Genomic DNA, 14,616 nt, shown 5'->3' on the forward strand with positions numbered 1-14,616 from the left:
GAGAGTGTTGCGGTGACCGCATCTGCGCCTGTCGCTGTGATCGGCCCGCCGGGCCCCGCTGCCGCTTTCGCGGCCGCACTCGACCACTCCGGTCTCTCCTGGACCCGGTACGACGACCTTCCGCTGGACCTCTCGTCGTACGAGGCAGTGATCGTGGTGGCCGGGCGTTATCCGGAGCCCGAGCCGCTGGACGTGACCGGGCTGGCGGACTACGTGCGCGCGGGCGGGTCGGCGTACGTGGAGTTTGCCCTCGATGACACCGGGTTCTTGCCGGCGGGGGAGATCCGGACGGCGCATATCGAGCGTATCTTCACGACCGCGGCGCTGGCCGGGATCGAGCCGCTGCAGATCCTCGACGAGCATTCGTCGCGGGCGCAGGAAGTGGTTGCTCCGAGCAACGCGGTCGAGCTGTGCAGCTACGGTTCCATCGCCGGGACGCATGAAGCGGTTTTCGGGCCGTCGGAGGTCACCTTCCCGGCGCTCCTCGACATCCCGGTCGGCGATGGCCGGTTGCTCTACGCAACCACCGCGCTCAGTCACCATGTCAAAGGCCGCTACAAGCCCGTACGGCGTTGGCGTCGCCTCCTGCAGGTGATCATCGGGCAACTGACCGGGGTGCAGCTGGCTGAGGATCTCGAGGTGTTCACCGAGCCGCGAGTCTGGGTGGCGACGGGTGAGCCGGTCAAGCTCGTGGTTCGGTCGAACATCAAGCCGGATGCGGAACTCGACCTGGTGGAGACGAAGCCTGGCCGGTTCGAGTCCGAGCCGCAGTACCTGGCCGACGGGGACCATACCTTCACTGCCGGGAATCAGCAGGTCACCGTCGCGGTTGGGTCGCGGGCGGAACGGTATCGGCGGATGGTCGACCGGGCGATCGCCTGGTATGACCGGGCCGGGATGTTCTACGACGCGCCCGATGGCTCGAAGGGCGTCGCCGAAGGGTTCTCGAACGAGATCGATGCTGAGGGCAAGCTTCCGTTCCGGCCGGTACCGCGGGGTGACTGCTTCACCCAGACTGCCCACGCGTTCCGCATGTACGCCGACCTCGCCGACTTCCCGCGGGGGAAGGTGATCGCCGACAATCTGATGCGGCTGGTCGTCGAGGAGGAACAGCTCACCGACCGCAACCAGTTGTTCGGCTCGTTCGAACCGCGAGGTGCGCGGACGGATCTGACCGGCACCAACAACTTGTTTGCCGATGACAACGGCTGGATCTCGTTGTTTGCCTTGATGTCGGGTCATGTCGCACCCGGTCTGCGTGGCGTCGAGGCGCTGATCCGGACAGCGAGCGACGAGCTCGGACTGCAGGTCGATCCGTGGCGGACGCCGTCCACTCTGCTGGTCAAGGGTTGGGACGGGATCGCGCAGGCGCCGATCGAGGACGGGCTGGACCTCACCTCGCATTGGCAGAGCTCGGCGCAAAGCGCGTATCTCTACGCCTACGGGTTGACCGGTGATCAGCGCTATCTCGACACTGCCACTCGTGGGCTCGATCACATGGCGAGTCGTCATCCGCGGGCCCGGTTGGAGACGAGCCGGACGTGCGAGGCCGGGCGGTTCCTGCTGCCGCTGGTTGGCGCGTATCAGTACACGAAGAAGCCGTTGTATCTGGAGACGATGCGCTCGCTGGCTGCGTACCTGCAGAGTCGCCAGGGGCCGGACGGCGGGTTCGCCGAATGGGACGGGAAGTGCCCGCCGAGCAACGAGGCATATGGGGTCGACGAGGCATCGATCTTCACCGTGAACGGCGACAGCGTCACGGATCAGCTGTACGGAACGCCGTTCGCGGCCTGGGCGCTGCCGCTGGCGTATCGGGTGACCGGCGAGCCGGTGTTCGGGGAGTTGGCGGAAGGCGTGCTCGACTACCTGAGCCGGATCCAAATCGACGACCCGGACGACGAGCAGCTGCACGGGACCTGGCAGCGCGCCTTCGACTTCGAGTCCTGGGAGTACTTCGGCTCGAACGCCGACCTCGGCTGGGGCCCGTACTGCGTGGAGACCGGCTGGTCGGTCGCCCCCTCGATCGTCGGCGCCATGCTCTACCTGACCGGGGACACCTTCTTCCCTGAACCTGACCCCGGTGCCGGTCTGTCCAGTCTGTCGGCGTCAATTCGGGCGGAATTCGACGCGATCCAGGCTGGACAACCGGCACCGGCCACCTTCGCCCGGCGCCCCGATGGTCGGGTCGTGCGGACACAGAACGGCGTACAGGCTGTGCTTGGTGAGCTGGTTGCAGCCGGTGAGCCGGTGTGGGCGCGCAACGAGCCTGTGGGCGCCTACGAGATCTACGTTCGCGGCGCCGACGGGCATCTGCACCACACCTACCTCGACGACCGCGTCGGCCAAGGTCGCTGGCAGCAGATCGGCGACCTGGTCCTGGCCGACGAGCCGGTCGTCGCCTTCAACCTCGGCGCCAACGCCATCGAGGTCTACGCGCTCGGCGAGGACCACCACATCCACCACTGCTCGATGATCGACGTCCGCGGCGGCCACACTCCCTGGGAACAGGTCGGCACCCTGCAGTTCACCGGCTCACCAGCAGTCCTGTACGACGAGCAGCTGGGCTCCGTGCGCCTGGTTGCCAACGACGCCGCCGGCCAGGACCGCCGTACCCGCAAGGTCAATCGCTGGCACCTTCCCTGGCAGGACTACTCCCACTGGATCACCGCATGAAGGTCAACCTCGCTGTGGACGGCGGCCAGTCCGCCCTCCGCCTCCGCGTCCTCCCCACCGGCCGCACCGGCAGCGGGCCCGGCTACACCCACGGCGCAGCCGCGAACGAGCGGATGCTGGATGCGATCCGCGAGGCCGCGGCCGACGCAGGACTGGTGGAACCAGTTGGCGTGGTCGCGCTCGGGCTGACCGGCTTTCCGCCGGAACCGGGGGCGGCTGCGGCGTTTGCTGGGAGGGTGCTCGACCTGCTGGCTGCGGATGAGGTTCGAGTGACGCAGGACATGGTGACTGCGCATGCGGGGGCCCTGGCCGACGGGTACGGCGTGGTGGTGGCTGCGGGGACTGGGCTGGTGTGTCTGGCGGTCGATCGGGACGGGAGTTGGCACAAGCTCGACGGGCATGGGTATCTGTTCGGCGACGCGGGGAGTGCGTTCGCGATCGGGCGCGCCGGGCTGGTCGCCGTGCAGAAGGCTCGGGATGGCCGAGGGGCGGTCACCAAGCTCGCCGATACTGCGCTGGATCCGGTGACGTTCTACCGCTCACCAACGCTGGTTGACGATGTCGCGCGGTTCGCCCCGTCGGTACTGCGCTGTGCAGCGGAAGGTGATGTGGTTGCCGAGGGCATCTTGTCGCGAGCGGCCGCGGATATCGCCGAGACGATTGACGCAGCCGTGGCGAAACTGGCGGGCGACGGACCAGTACCGGTGGCGTGTGTTGGTGGGTTGTTCGCGGGTGCTGGTGATCAACTGCTCGACCCCGTCCGCCAGAAACTGTCCACCCGTGCCCAACTGACCGAAGCGGCCGGATCGTCGCTGGATGGCGCGGAGCGGCTGGCAACGAGCGCGCCAGGACCCTACGCCGATCTGACGGTCATTCAAAGGAAACTATGAGAACCCTTGCCCCGGGCACCTTGGTGGTGTCCTGCCAGTCCGCCCCCGGCAACCCGTTGCACGCCCCGGAATCGATGGCTCTGATGGCCCGTGCCGCCGAAGCCGGCGGCGCCGGAGCGATCCGCGCGAACGGCGCGAGAGACATCGCCGCGATCCGCGAAGTCACCGATCTCCCGATCATCGGGATCCAGAAACTCGGCGACCCCAGCGGCGTCTTCATCACCCCAACCTTTGAGTCGGCCATCGACATCGTGCACGCCGGCGCCGATCTGATCGCCCTCGACGGAACGCGGCGACCACGCCCGGACGGACAGCGGCTGGATCAGCAAATCGCCCGCATCCACGCAGAACTCGGCGTACCGGTCCTTGCTGATGTCGACACTCTCGCGGCCGGTATCGCTGCTCGAGACGCGGGCGCCGACCTGGTCGCATCGACGCTCTCCGGCTATACCAATGGGCATACTCCGAGCGGACCAGACATCGAGCTGGTCCGTCGGCTCGTGGCCGAGCTGGACTGCCCGGTCGTTGCCGAAGGCAGGGTTCGTACGCCGGACGACGTCCGTGCAGTCTGCGATGCAGGCGCGTACGCCGTCGTGGTCGGTTACGCGATCACCAATCCGATGGACATCACCGCCCGCTTGGTGAGCGCGATCCCCGTCGCATAACTCATCAGAGTGGTCTACTCCATCTTGTCGATCCAGATCGAATCCTCTTCCGTAGCGCGGCCGTGCGGGCGTATCCATGTCCCAACCGACATCCCTGGAGAGGACGCGTCACATGAGCACAGACGGCAAGGTCGATCGCCGTACCCTTCTCCGAGTCGCGCTCGCGGCGCCGGCTGTGGGTGCGCTGGCGTCCTGTGCGAAGCCGGTCGTGGAGAAGTCGGCCCCGGCGCCGACCCTCGGGGCGAAGGTCGACGGCAGCAAGCCGCTGGAGTTCTTCAACTTCGACGGCGGGTATGGCAAGAAGTGGACCGAGATGCCGCTCGACCTGTACCGCAAGGAGTTTCCGCAGGCCGCCGTGAAGCTGACCAGCGGCCAGGAGCTCAAGCAGCAGTTGCAGCCGCGCTTCATCCAGGGGACACCGCCCGACCTGATCGAGAACGTCGGCCTCGACGGTGCCTCGCTGGTGGCGAAGAAGCAGCTCTACGATCTCGGTCCGCTGCTCGAGATGGAGTCCTTCGACCAGCCGGGCGTCAAGGTGAAGGACACGCTGCTGCCCGGCGTCGCCGAGGCCGGCCGGTACGACGGGGTCAAGTACGAGATGCCGTACGTGTTCGGCGTCGGCGGGATCTGGTACAGCCAGCCGCTGCTGGACAAGCACGGCTGGACCTACCCGAAGCACTGGGACGAGATGATCGCGCTCTGCGCCGAGATCAAGAAGGCCGGGCTCGCGCCGTGGACGTACCAGGGGAAGTTCCCCGGCTACCTGGCCAACCCGTTGCTGATGACGGCGTACAAGGCGGCCGGTCCGGAGCTGAAGAAGAAGATCGACAACCTGGAACCGAACGCGTGGCGCGATCCCGCGATCATCCAGGCCGCTGAGGGCTACCAAGAGCTGGCGAGCAAGGGCTACCTGCTCGAAGGAACGCAGGCGCTGTCGCACACGCAGTCGCAGACCTACTGGGCCCAGGGCAAGGCCGTCTTCATTCCGTGTGGTGGCTGGCTGGAGAACGAACTCGGCACCATCGCCCCGAAGGACTTCGGGATGACAATGGCGCCCGTACCAGGGTGGTCGAAGGACGACAAAGCGCCGTACGAGACTGTGACCGGCGGCCCCGGTGGCGCGCTGATCGTGCCGGCTCAGGCCAAGAATCCGCTGGGTGGCCTGGAGCTGCTGCGGATCATGCTGTCGAAGCAGTGCATGCAGAACTTCGCCAAGCTGACCAACTCGCCGGTTGTCGTGAAGGGTGGCACCGACGGCGTACCGATGTCGTCCGCGGCCGCGTCGATGCAGAAGGCCGTCAACGAGGCCGGGACGAACATGTTCAGCGACTGGCAGTTCCGGCTCTGGTACCAGAAACTGCTGACCAACTTCGAGAGCTCGGTGGGCGTGCTGATGAGCGGCGACCAGACGCCCGACGAGTGGAGCAAGCAGATGCAGAAGTACGCCGACGAGACCGCGAAGGATCCGTCGATCAAGAAGTACCACGTCTGAGATGCACCACGGCAAGTACCGCTTCGTCATCGGCCTGCTGCTGATTCCGCTCGGCCTCTATGCGGTGTTCGTGGTTTCGCCTTACCTGCAAGCCTTTCCGATCGCATTCACGGATTGGGAAGGCTTGTCGGCGAGCTATCGCTACATCGGCTTCGACAACTTCGTCACGCTGTTCCACGATCCGGTGTTCTGGGTGGCGTTGCGGCACAACCTGTTCCTGCTGGTCAGTCTGCCGACGGTGATCGTCACGCTGTCGCTGTTCTTCTCCGCGATCCTCAACTACCGCGGCGGCATTCCCGGCGCGAAGTTCTACAAGGTTGTCTACTTCTTCCCGAGCGTGCTGTCGATCGCAGTGGTCGGCGTGCTGTGGCAGTTCATCTTCGAACCGCGCAGCGGCCTGCTGAACGGCTTCCTCCGCGCGATCGGGCTCGGCGATCTGGCCAACCTCTGGCTCGGCGGCCGTGACACCGCGCTCGCCTCGATCATGGCCGTCGTGGTCTGGGGCGGGGTCGGCTTCTACGTCGTCCTGTTCACTGCCGCGATGGCCGCGATCCCGAAGGAGCTGTACGAGGCCGCGCTGCTGGACGGCGCCAGTCCGCTCCAGTCATTCTTCCGGATCACGCTGCCGCTGATCTGGAACACCGTCCAGGTCGCGATCGCGTTCCTGGTGATTGGGGCCCTGGACCAGTTCGCGCTGATCAAGGTGCTGTCGGTCGGTCCGGGCGGTCCGGGCGACGCCACGCAGGTGATCTCGCTGTACATGTACACGAACGCGTTCTCGTACGGGAAGTTCGGCTACGCGTCGGCGATCGGCGTGACGCTGTTCGCACTGAACATGATCCTGACCCTGCTCACGTTCCGGCTCACCCGCCGCGAGCGAGTCGTCTACTAAGGGGTGTCTCGATGACTCGGCGTGTTGCTGGCCAGGGGTTTGCCTTCGTCTGGGCCGCGATGGTGCTGTTCCCTCTGTTGTGGTCGGTACTGAGCTCGTTCAAGTCCGACGCAGACATCTTTCGCAGCCCGTGGAGTCTGCCGTCGGTCTGGCACTGGGACAACTTCTCCCGCGCCTGGAACGAGTCACACATCGGCCGGTACTTCTTCAACAGCGTGATCGTCGTGACCGGCGGCGTCCTGCTCTGCCTGCTGCTCTCGGCCGCCGTCGCGTACGTGCTGGCCCAGTTCGAGTTCCCCGGCAGCAAGGCCCTGTACTACGTCTTTGTCGGCGGCATGGTGTTCCCAGGTTTCCTCGCGCTGGTGCCGCTGTTCTTCGTGGTGCAGAACCTCGGTCTGATGAACAGCTATCTCGGACTGATCCTGGTCTACGCCACCGGCGGGATGTCGTTCTCGGTGTTCTTCCTGACCGCGTTCTTCAAGACCCAGTCCAAGGACCTCGCCGAGGCCGCGCTCGTCGACGGCTGCTCACATTGGGGCGTGCTGTTCCGCATCATGCTGCCGCTGGCCCGGCCGGGCCTCGTGAGCATCGGCATCTTCCAGTTCCTCGGTATGTGGAACGAATACCTGCTGCCGCTGGTCCTGAACACCGACGAGAACCGCTACCTGGTCACCCAGGGGCTGGCGAATATTGCTGTGACGCAGGGGTACCACAGTGACTTCTCCGGACTGTTCGCCGGACTGACGATCTCGATCATTCCGGTGCTCGCGGTCTACCTTGCTTTTCATCGGCAGATCAGTGCCGGTATGACCGCAGGAGCCCTCAAGTGACACACCTTTTACTAGCAGCGACATCGTTGGACGTCACACCCCCACCAGGCCACCGCCTGGACGGGTACGCAGCCCGGACCGCCACCGCGGCCGGTACCGCTGACCCACTCCGCGCCACCCTCATCTGGCTCAGTACGGCGAACGATCCCGGCGTGCTGTGGTTGACCCTGGACGCGATCGCGGTTGGCGCAGAGTTGACCGCCGAACTGTCCGCCGCCGCCGGCCGGGCCGCTGGTATCCCAGCAGCGCATGTGGTCGTCTCGGCGTCGCACACGCACTCTGGTCCGAGCGGGTGGACCGGCCAGATCCACCCGGTCATTCCGGCTGAGCGTGAGGCGGACCTGTACGAACCACTCATCTCGGCGGTGGCGAACGCCGTACTGGATCGGGAGGCGGTGGTGGCGTCGTGGCGTTCGGTTGAGGTGACCGGGGTCGGGACCAACCGGCATCGGGCGGACGGTCCGCACGACAACACGGCCGGTGTGCTGGCACTGCACTCACCGGCTGGCTCACTGCGGGCGGTGCTGCTCGACTTCGCTTGCCACCCGACGACGTACGGGCCGGAGAACTTGCTGTACTCGGCTGACTGGCCGGGTGCGGCCCGAGCGGCGCTTGGGCCGGCGGTGGTCGGCTATCTGCAGGGTGCGGCCGGTGACGTCAGCCCTCGCTTCACCCGGCAGGGACGTGGTGCCGCAGAGATCACCAGGCTGGGGGAGCTGCTCGCATCCCGAGTCCGCGAAGCACTAGCCGGGCCAGGGCTCGAACTGCCCCAGGTTGCGCCGACCATCCGTCGTACGACGGTTCGGCTGCCGGTGCGATCCCTACCTGCCACAGAGGACGCCGCAGCGATCGTGAGGGCCTCGGAGCGGGCCATTCACGGTGGAGTGGAGGATCCGTCGGCCAGGATCGCGCAGACCCGCCTGGACGGCGCTCGGGGTCAGGCGCGGATGGCTGCGGTGGAACTGCCCGTCGAACTCGAGCTGCCGGTCAGCGTGGTCACCTTGGGCGACGTCTGCTGGGTGAACCTGCCGGTCGAGCTGTTCGCTCTGCACGGCGCGGTCCTGCAGGAGCGGAGCAGCTATCCGATCACCCGAGTGGTCGGCTACACCGACGGCTACTTCGGGTACGTCGTCGATCCGGCAGCGGCCGAAGCAGGTGTGTACGAGGCACTCATCACCTACTTCGACCAGCCGACGACCGATCAGCTACTGACCGAGACTGCAACCTTCGTTAACTCTTAGAGCGCCAGCTCCGGCTGGAGCTTCTTGGCCGGCCACACCCGCTGCTTGCGAGCAGCCAGGGTGGAGGCGGCCAGCGCTACGGCGAACCAGGCGGCTAGGGCCAGCAGGTCCTTGCCGAGTGAGGCGGTGGAGCCGCCATACATGAGGTGGCGGACGCCGTCGATCGCGTAGCTCATCGGCAGCGCGTGGTGGAAGAAGTACAGCGGGGCGGGGATGGTCTGCCACGGGAACGTTCCGCCCGCGCTGACCAGCTGGACGACCATCATCACGAGGCCGAGGAACTTGCCGATGGCACCGAACCACGAGGCCAGTGCGTGCAGGATCGCGACGAAGGTGACCGAGGTGATGATCAGGAAGCCGACGGTCAGCCACGGGTGTGCCGCGTTGATGCCGAGGCCGAGTGTCACTGCGGTGAAGACCAGTGTCGCCTGGATCGCTCCGAAGATGGCGGGCGGCAGCCAGCCGCCGAGCGCCACCCGGAACGGCGACTGCAGGCCGGCCAGCGCCCGCGGGGACAGCGGCCGCACCAGCAGGAAGAGCACGTAGGCGCCGATCCAGCAGGCGAGGCAGAGGAAGAACGGTGCCAGACCGGCGCCGTAGCTCTCGGCCTTCGCCTGGGAGATGTTCTGCAGGCCGACCGGTGCGCCCAGCGTCTCGGCGACTGCCTTGCGCTGCTCCGCGGTCGGGTTCGGGATCTCCTTGACGCCCTTGGCCAGTCCGGTGTTCAGCTGGGTGGCGCCGTCCTTCAGCTTGGTCACTCCGGTGGCCAGGCTGTTCACACCCGTCAGGAGTTGGCCCTGACCGGCGACAGCCTGCTTCTCACCGGCGGCCAGCTGGTTCGCACCGGACTGCAGGGTCGTCAGACCGGTCTTTAGCTGCGTGGCGCCACTGTCGAGCTGCTGCGCGCCGTTGGCTGCCGCACTGATGCCGTTCGTCAGCGCCGGTGTGGCCTTGGCTAGCGCCGCAGCGCCGTTGGAGACCTTGCGGGCGCCACCGGCGAGCTGGTTGAGCTGACCCGACGTCGACTGGATCTTGGTGTTCGCCCGGACGACCGGACCGCGCAGCTTGGCGGTCTCGGCGAGGATGAGGTTGATCTGGTGGTTGCTGAGGCCCTGTGCCTTCAGACGGGCAGCGAGCGTCTTGTCGAAGGCCTTGAGGTCCCCGACCAGCGCGTTCGACGCAGTGGCGACCTGACGGCCCACTCCGGCGATCTTCTCGTTGCCGTCGGCCACCTGGTCGGCGCCGTTCGCCAGCGCCTTGGTCTGCTTCGGGAGACTCGCGGTCTTGCTCTTGAGCGTGCCCAGACCGTCAGCGAGCTGGTCAGCACCGGTGGCCAGTTTGGCTGCACCCTGCTGCGCCTGGCCGGCGCCTGCGGCCAGCTTGGTCGCACCGGCGGACAGCTGCTGCTGTGCAGAGTTCAGTTGACCCGCACCGGTCTGCAGCTTGCCCACACCAGTGGACGCCGTGCCCAGACCGTCCTGAAGCTGTGCAGCACCCGAGGCGGCCTGGCTGACCTGACCGTGGATGGTGTTGTAGCCGGCCAGCAGCTTGCTCGCCGCCGTCTCGCTCACCTGCGATGCCACAGTCTTGGTGACCTGGGCAACTACCTGGTTGGCGATGGTGTGCGCGATGTAGTTGTTCGCGTCGTTGGTCAGCAGCTCCAGGTTTGCCTGCCGCGGCTTGAATTCCGCACTGGAGGCCAGGTCGCCGGAGAACGTCTTGGGCAGCACCAGGGCGAACTCGTACTTGCCGTCCGAGACGCCCTTGGTCGCCTCGCCCCGGGTGACCTGGTGCCAGCCGAAGCTCTTCGACTTGACCAGCTCCTCGGCCACCTGCGGCCCGACGTTCAGCTTCTCGCCGGTCGCCAGCGTGGTGCCTTCGTCCTCGACCACGACCGCGGTCGGGATCTGGTTGAGCCGGCCGTACGGATCGTGGTTCGCGTAGAGATACAGGCCGCCGTACAGGACCGGGACGAGCAGCAGGGCAATCACGGCCAGCTTGGGCAGCCGGCCGGCGGTCAGCCGCCGCAGCTCACTCAGGGCCATCCGGAGCGCGGTCACGCCTTCATCTCCTCAACTTGATCAGCGGGTACGTCGAGCAACCTGGCGGACGTATCTGCGCACGTGATCAGGACTCCGTAGCCCCGGTCGGCCAGATCCCGGCCCAGCGCGTACCACTCGTGCGGATCGCCACCATGGCGGTCGGGCATCGTCAGAATGACGACCTTCACGTCCGGCCGGGCCACGGTCAGCTCTGCGAGCAGTCTGGTGCGGGCGGCAACGGGGAGGTGCTCGAAGCGCTTGTCGGCGTGCTCGGCGGCGCCGTGCTCCGTCAGCCACTGCAGTACGGCCTTCCGGCCGGCTTTGTGGCCGGCCATCGCCAGCTCCTCGCCGACAACCGTCTGAACAGGCAGTGCGTCGTCCGGCTCGGTGATCCCTGGCGCGTCGACCACAGCGACCCGGCGACGCAGCACTGCGGGATCTGAGGAGCCCTGGAGGGTGACCTCGCCGGTATCCGGCTTGAGCCGCCCGGAGAGCGCCAGCGCGGCAGCAACGTGCGCGGGGCCGGGGTAGCCGGTCAGCAGGATGACCTGCTTCTCGTCGACCGACACCGACGTGCCGGTCAGCATCGGCGCGTGCGGACCGAACACGCTGACCCCGGTGGCCTCGAGCTGCATCTTGAGCTCCATCTTTTTCTCAGGCAGTTCAATACGGTTGTGTATTCAATACAGAACTGTATCCTACTCTTATGGAAACACCCAAGCGCAGTCGTACCGCCACCCGGGCCCGCTTACTGGAAGGCGCGCTGGAAGTCTTCGCCGAGCGCGGCTTCGCCGGCGCCTCCGTGGAGGACATCTGCGACCAGGCCGGGTTCACCCGAGGGGCGTTCTACTCGAACTTCGGCTCCAAGGACGAGCTGGTCCTAGCGTTGTTCCAGGCAACGACCGACCGGCTGCTCGAGCAGATCGAGGCGCTGCTCCCCGATCTCGCGAATCAGCCCGGCACGCTGCTGGACGCCGTACTGGGGTTGCTCGACGAGGCTATCGGCGATCAGCGGCAATGGCACCTGATCTCGACAGAGTTCACTTTGCACGCGTTGCGCAATCCCGACGCGGCGCGGGCGCTGAATGAGCAGCGCGCGATGTTTCGGGCCAGCCTGACCCGGTTGGTCGAGGAGATTTCGGCTGCGAGTCACCTGCAGTTCAGCGTGCCGGCCGAGCAGTTCGTGCGGCTCGTGATCGCGGTGCACGAGGGCGCGCGCTCACAGAGCCTGCTCGAGCCGTCCGACGTGCCCGCGGGTTCACTCGAGCACGCCTTCCTGCCGATCGTTCTCGACGCGGTCAGTCGACCTTCACGCTGATCGTGTGCAGGCCGGTCGAGCCATCCGGTGCCGGCGGCGCGGAGGCCTCGATCTGCGGAGTGCCCTTCGCATCGACCGCGCGCACCTGCAGGATGTGCGTGCCGCGCGGTGCGTCCCAGCTCCAGTGCCATTGCCGCCAGGTGTCGGTCGACGCGTCGGCGGCCAGTGTCGTTTGTTGCCAAGGGCCACCATCGACGCGGACCTCGACCTTCGACACCCCGACATGCTGGTCCCACGCCACGCCGGCCACGGTCGTCGGTCCGGCGGTCACCTTCTTGCCGAGCGGTACGTCGATCCGCGACGACAGCTTGATCGGCCCGAGCGCCGACCAGCCGCGCGGCGTCCAGTACGCCTCGAACTGATCGAACCGCGTCACCTCGATGTCGACCAGCCACTTCGTCGCCGACACATACCCGTACAGACCCGGTACGACGATCCGCACCGGGAAGCCGTGTTCGACCGGCAGCGGCTCACCGTTCATCGCGAACGCGAGCATCGACTGGCGATCGTCGAGCAGCGTACTGAGCGGCGTACCGGCGGTGAAGCCGTCCTTCGACATCGACTGGATCGCATCGGCGTCCTTCGACGGCTCGGCCTCTTCGAGGAGATCCTTGAGCAGAACGCCGGTCCACAACGCGTTCCCGATCAGGTCACCGCCGACCTCGTTGCTCACGCAGGTCAACGTGACCCACTTGTGCACGACCTGACGCTTCAGCAGGTCGTCGAACGTCAGATTCAGTTCCTTGCCGACCATGCCGTGGATCCGCAGCTTCCAGTCCGACGGCATGATCTGCGGGACCGACAACGCGGTGTCGATGCGGTAGAAGTCCTCGTTCGGCGTCGCCCACGGCGTCGCGCCCTCAGCCTGCGCGCCGGGAGGTGGGTCGAGCGACGGCGGTTGCGGGATGGTCAGATCCCGGCGGGCGTCGGCGACCGCCGTACGGTTGCCGCCGACCACCTTCCCGAGCGCGCCGATCGCGACCGCGCCGAGCCCGACCCCGGCCGACAGTTGCAGGAAGCCCCGGCGGCTGGGGCCGTCATCGGGGAAGTCGAGGAGTGGCTCGAGTCGCGAGGTGTAGAGCCTGAGGATCCCGAGTGCGGTCAGACCAGCGACTGCCGACGGGACGAATCCGGTTTGGCCAGCGTCCGCACGGGTCATCGCGGCCGCAACGGCCACCCCACCCAGTACGACGACCACCAGCGCGCCGGCCCAATAGCGCCGTACGGCGAGGATGCCGCCAACCGCGGCGAGCGCCAGCAGGACGACCAGAATGCCGACGCGGAGCGCGGTCTTGTCGTTCGTGCCGAACCAGGAGATCGCGAGTTCTTTCAGCCACGGCGGCACGCGATCGATGAAGGCCGAGCCGATCGCTACGACCGGAGTCTGGGACGTGCCGAGGACACCGGCGGCCACATTGCCCACGGCCAGACCTGCGAGAGCGGCCAGGATGCCGCCCACCGCACCACGCCATCGGGTCGCCCGGCGACCGTCGGCTTGGCGTTCGGTCTGTTGCTCGCGCTCGGCCAGCTTCTGATTCACATCTCAACCTTGACGCGGAGGGGCGCCCGACACCAGCCGAGCGCCCCATCCGTTAGTTCCGGGTAATCCGTTGAAGTTGTACTTGCTGGTTTACTGCTCGCCTTGGTGCGCTCTTTGTCAGAGTGCGGGCCGGCCGTTGGGCCAGCGCCGTGCGTTGTCCCGGACCCGGCGCAGCTTGCCGAGCACGACGTCGCGCTCGTCGGACAGCTGCGACATCCACAGGCTGTCGATCTCCAGGAGGTGATCCGGCAGTGCTTCACGCAGCCGCCGCTTCCCCTCCTCGGTGAGCACCGCGTACGAACCGCGGGCGTCGTCAGGACATGGCTCACGTCGAACCAGGCCGAGGTTCTCGGCACGGTCGACGAGCCGGGTGATGCCGCCGGTCGTGACGGTCAGCTCCCGGGCCAGGGAGGTCAAACGCTGCTTCTCCCCGTGGCTGCGGGCCAGCCGCAGCAACAGTTCGAACATTGCCATTTGCAGACCACTGCGCTTGAGAGAGTGCCGCATCAACTGGTCCAGCTCGGCTGCGGCTTCCCGCAACAGACCGTAGGCCGTGATGACGTCGCTCTCCCAGGGTTCCGCGGCGCGGGTGGGTTCTGCATCGGCGAGCGCTAGGGGCGAGCAAAGCGAAGGCGCGATGGTCATGCGCGGACTCTAGTAGCTGACGAGTTGACTTCGCTACACGGGGTGACCTTTTGGCTACAGATCGACCGTCACCCGCAAAGTTCCTGAGCGTAACCGAGCACCTGGCCAGACCAGTTTGGCGGGTGCCTGTGGATAACTTCCGCGGCGATTCCGGCAATCGGTGCATTCTCTTGGCATGGCAGGTTTCGACCACAGGCTGGGGGATTCGGGATGAGTGAGAACGACAGCAGCAGACCGTTCGGGCCGGGCTTTGTCGCGGCCGCCATCGTCGTCGCCGCCGTTGTCCTCTGCGGCATCGTCGTGGTGGTGGCCGGGGGTGGATCCGAGCCCACGCACCTCTCGAATCCCACGGCCGCGGCTGGGGGTGGCCGCGGCCGTGGGATTCGAG

At 66.7% G+C, this 14,616-nt stretch carries 12 protein-coding genes; 8 read left to right on the forward strand and 4 right to left on the reverse strand.

Translation table 11 applies throughout. The features are described from left to right. The first annotated feature begins 12 nt into the window (after positions 1-12). The 7 genes from E1263_RS24785 to E1263_RS24815 all read left to right on the forward strand — a co-directional run bounded on the left by E1263_RS24785 (position 13) and on the right by E1263_RS24815 (position 8,683). Positions 13-2,673 carry a hypothetical protein gene (locus tag E1263_RS24785; protein WP_132171392.1) on the forward strand — a complete coding sequence of 887 codons (2,661 nt, stop codon included), beginning with the start codon at positions 13-15 and terminating at the stop codon, positions 2,671-2,673. After that, complete coding sequence (locus tag E1263_RS24790; RefSeq protein ID WP_132171394.1) at positions 2,670-3,563, forward strand: N-acetylglucosamine kinase; 894 nt, start codon at positions 2,670-2,672, stop codon at positions 3,561-3,563. Before E1263_RS24785 ends, E1263_RS24790 begins: the two co-directional genes overlap by 4 nt. Then, positions 3,560-4,228 carry an N-acetylmannosamine-6-phosphate 2-epimerase gene (locus E1263_RS24795; protein ID WP_132171396.1) on the forward strand — a complete coding sequence of 223 codons (669 nt, stop codon included), beginning with the start codon at positions 3,560-3,562 and terminating at the stop codon, positions 4,226-4,228. Before E1263_RS24790 ends, E1263_RS24795 begins: the two co-directional genes overlap by 4 nt. A 112-nt stretch (positions 4,229-4,340) precedes the next feature. Beyond that, positions 4,341-5,720, forward strand: a complete 1,380-nt coding sequence (ngcE, locus tag E1263_RS24800; protein WP_165956738.1) for an N-acetylglucosamine/diacetylchitobiose ABC transporter substrate-binding protein — start codon at positions 4,341-4,343, stop codon at positions 5,718-5,720. Position 5,721: 1 nt separating this feature from the next. Beyond that, a complete protein-coding gene (locus tag E1263_RS24805; RefSeq protein ID WP_132171400.1) occupies positions 5,722-6,612 on the forward strand; it encodes a carbohydrate ABC transporter permease in 891 nt (296 codons plus the stop codon). Between the two features lie 11 nt (positions 6,613-6,623). Beyond that, the gene (locus E1263_RS24810; protein ID WP_132171402.1) at positions 6,624-7,442 is read left to right on the forward strand and encodes a carbohydrate ABC transporter permease; all 819 of its coding nucleotides are present in this window, start codon (positions 6,624-6,626) and stop codon (positions 7,440-7,442) included. 26 nt (positions 7,443-7,468) lie between these two features. Continuing rightward, entirely contained in the window at positions 7,469-8,683 is a 1,215-nt protein-coding gene (locus tag E1263_RS24815; RefSeq protein WP_132171404.1) for a hypothetical protein, read from the forward strand. Here the strand turns inward: E1263_RS24815 and E1263_RS24820 are convergent. Both E1263_RS24820 and E1263_RS24825 read right to left on the reverse strand, forming a co-directional pair. Next, positions 8,680-10,743, reverse strand: coding sequence for a YhgE/Pip domain-containing protein (locus E1263_RS24820; protein WP_132171405.1), 2,064 nt, complete (start codon positions 10,741-10,743; stop codon positions 8,680-8,682). The genes E1263_RS24815 and E1263_RS24820 overlap by 4 nt on opposite strands. Further along, positions 10,740-11,360, reverse strand: coding sequence for a P-loop NTPase family protein (locus E1263_RS24825; RefSeq protein WP_238161514.1), 621 nt, complete (start codon positions 11,358-11,360; stop codon positions 10,740-10,742). Before E1263_RS24825 ends, E1263_RS24820 begins: the two co-directional genes overlap by 4 nt. Positions 11,361-11,431: 71 nt before the next feature. Between E1263_RS24825 and E1263_RS24830 the strand changes: the two genes are divergently transcribed. After that, complete coding sequence (locus tag E1263_RS24830; RefSeq protein ID WP_132171407.1) at positions 11,432-12,043, forward strand: TetR/AcrR family transcriptional regulator; 612 nt, start codon at positions 11,432-11,434, stop codon at positions 12,041-12,043. Here the strand turns inward: E1263_RS24830 and E1263_RS24835 are convergent. Further along, complete coding sequence (locus E1263_RS24835) at positions 12,024-13,583, reverse strand: molybdopterin-dependent oxidoreductase (RefSeq protein ID WP_132171409.1); 1,560 nt, start codon at positions 13,581-13,583, stop codon at positions 12,024-12,026. The genes E1263_RS24830 and E1263_RS24835 overlap by 20 nt on opposite strands. 117 nt (positions 13,584-13,700) lie before the next feature. Further along, positions 13,701-14,228 carry a MarR family winged helix-turn-helix transcriptional regulator gene (locus tag E1263_RS24840; protein ID WP_132171411.1) on the reverse strand — a complete coding sequence of 176 codons (528 nt, stop codon included), beginning with the start codon at positions 14,226-14,228 and terminating at the stop codon, positions 13,701-13,703. Positions 14,229-14,616: the final 388 nt, after the last annotated feature.

Source organism: Kribbella antibiotica, from assembly GCF_004349055.1.
Classification (GTDB): domain Bacteria; phylum Actinomycetota; class Actinomycetes; order Propionibacteriales; family Kribbellaceae; genus Kribbella; species Kribbella antibiotica.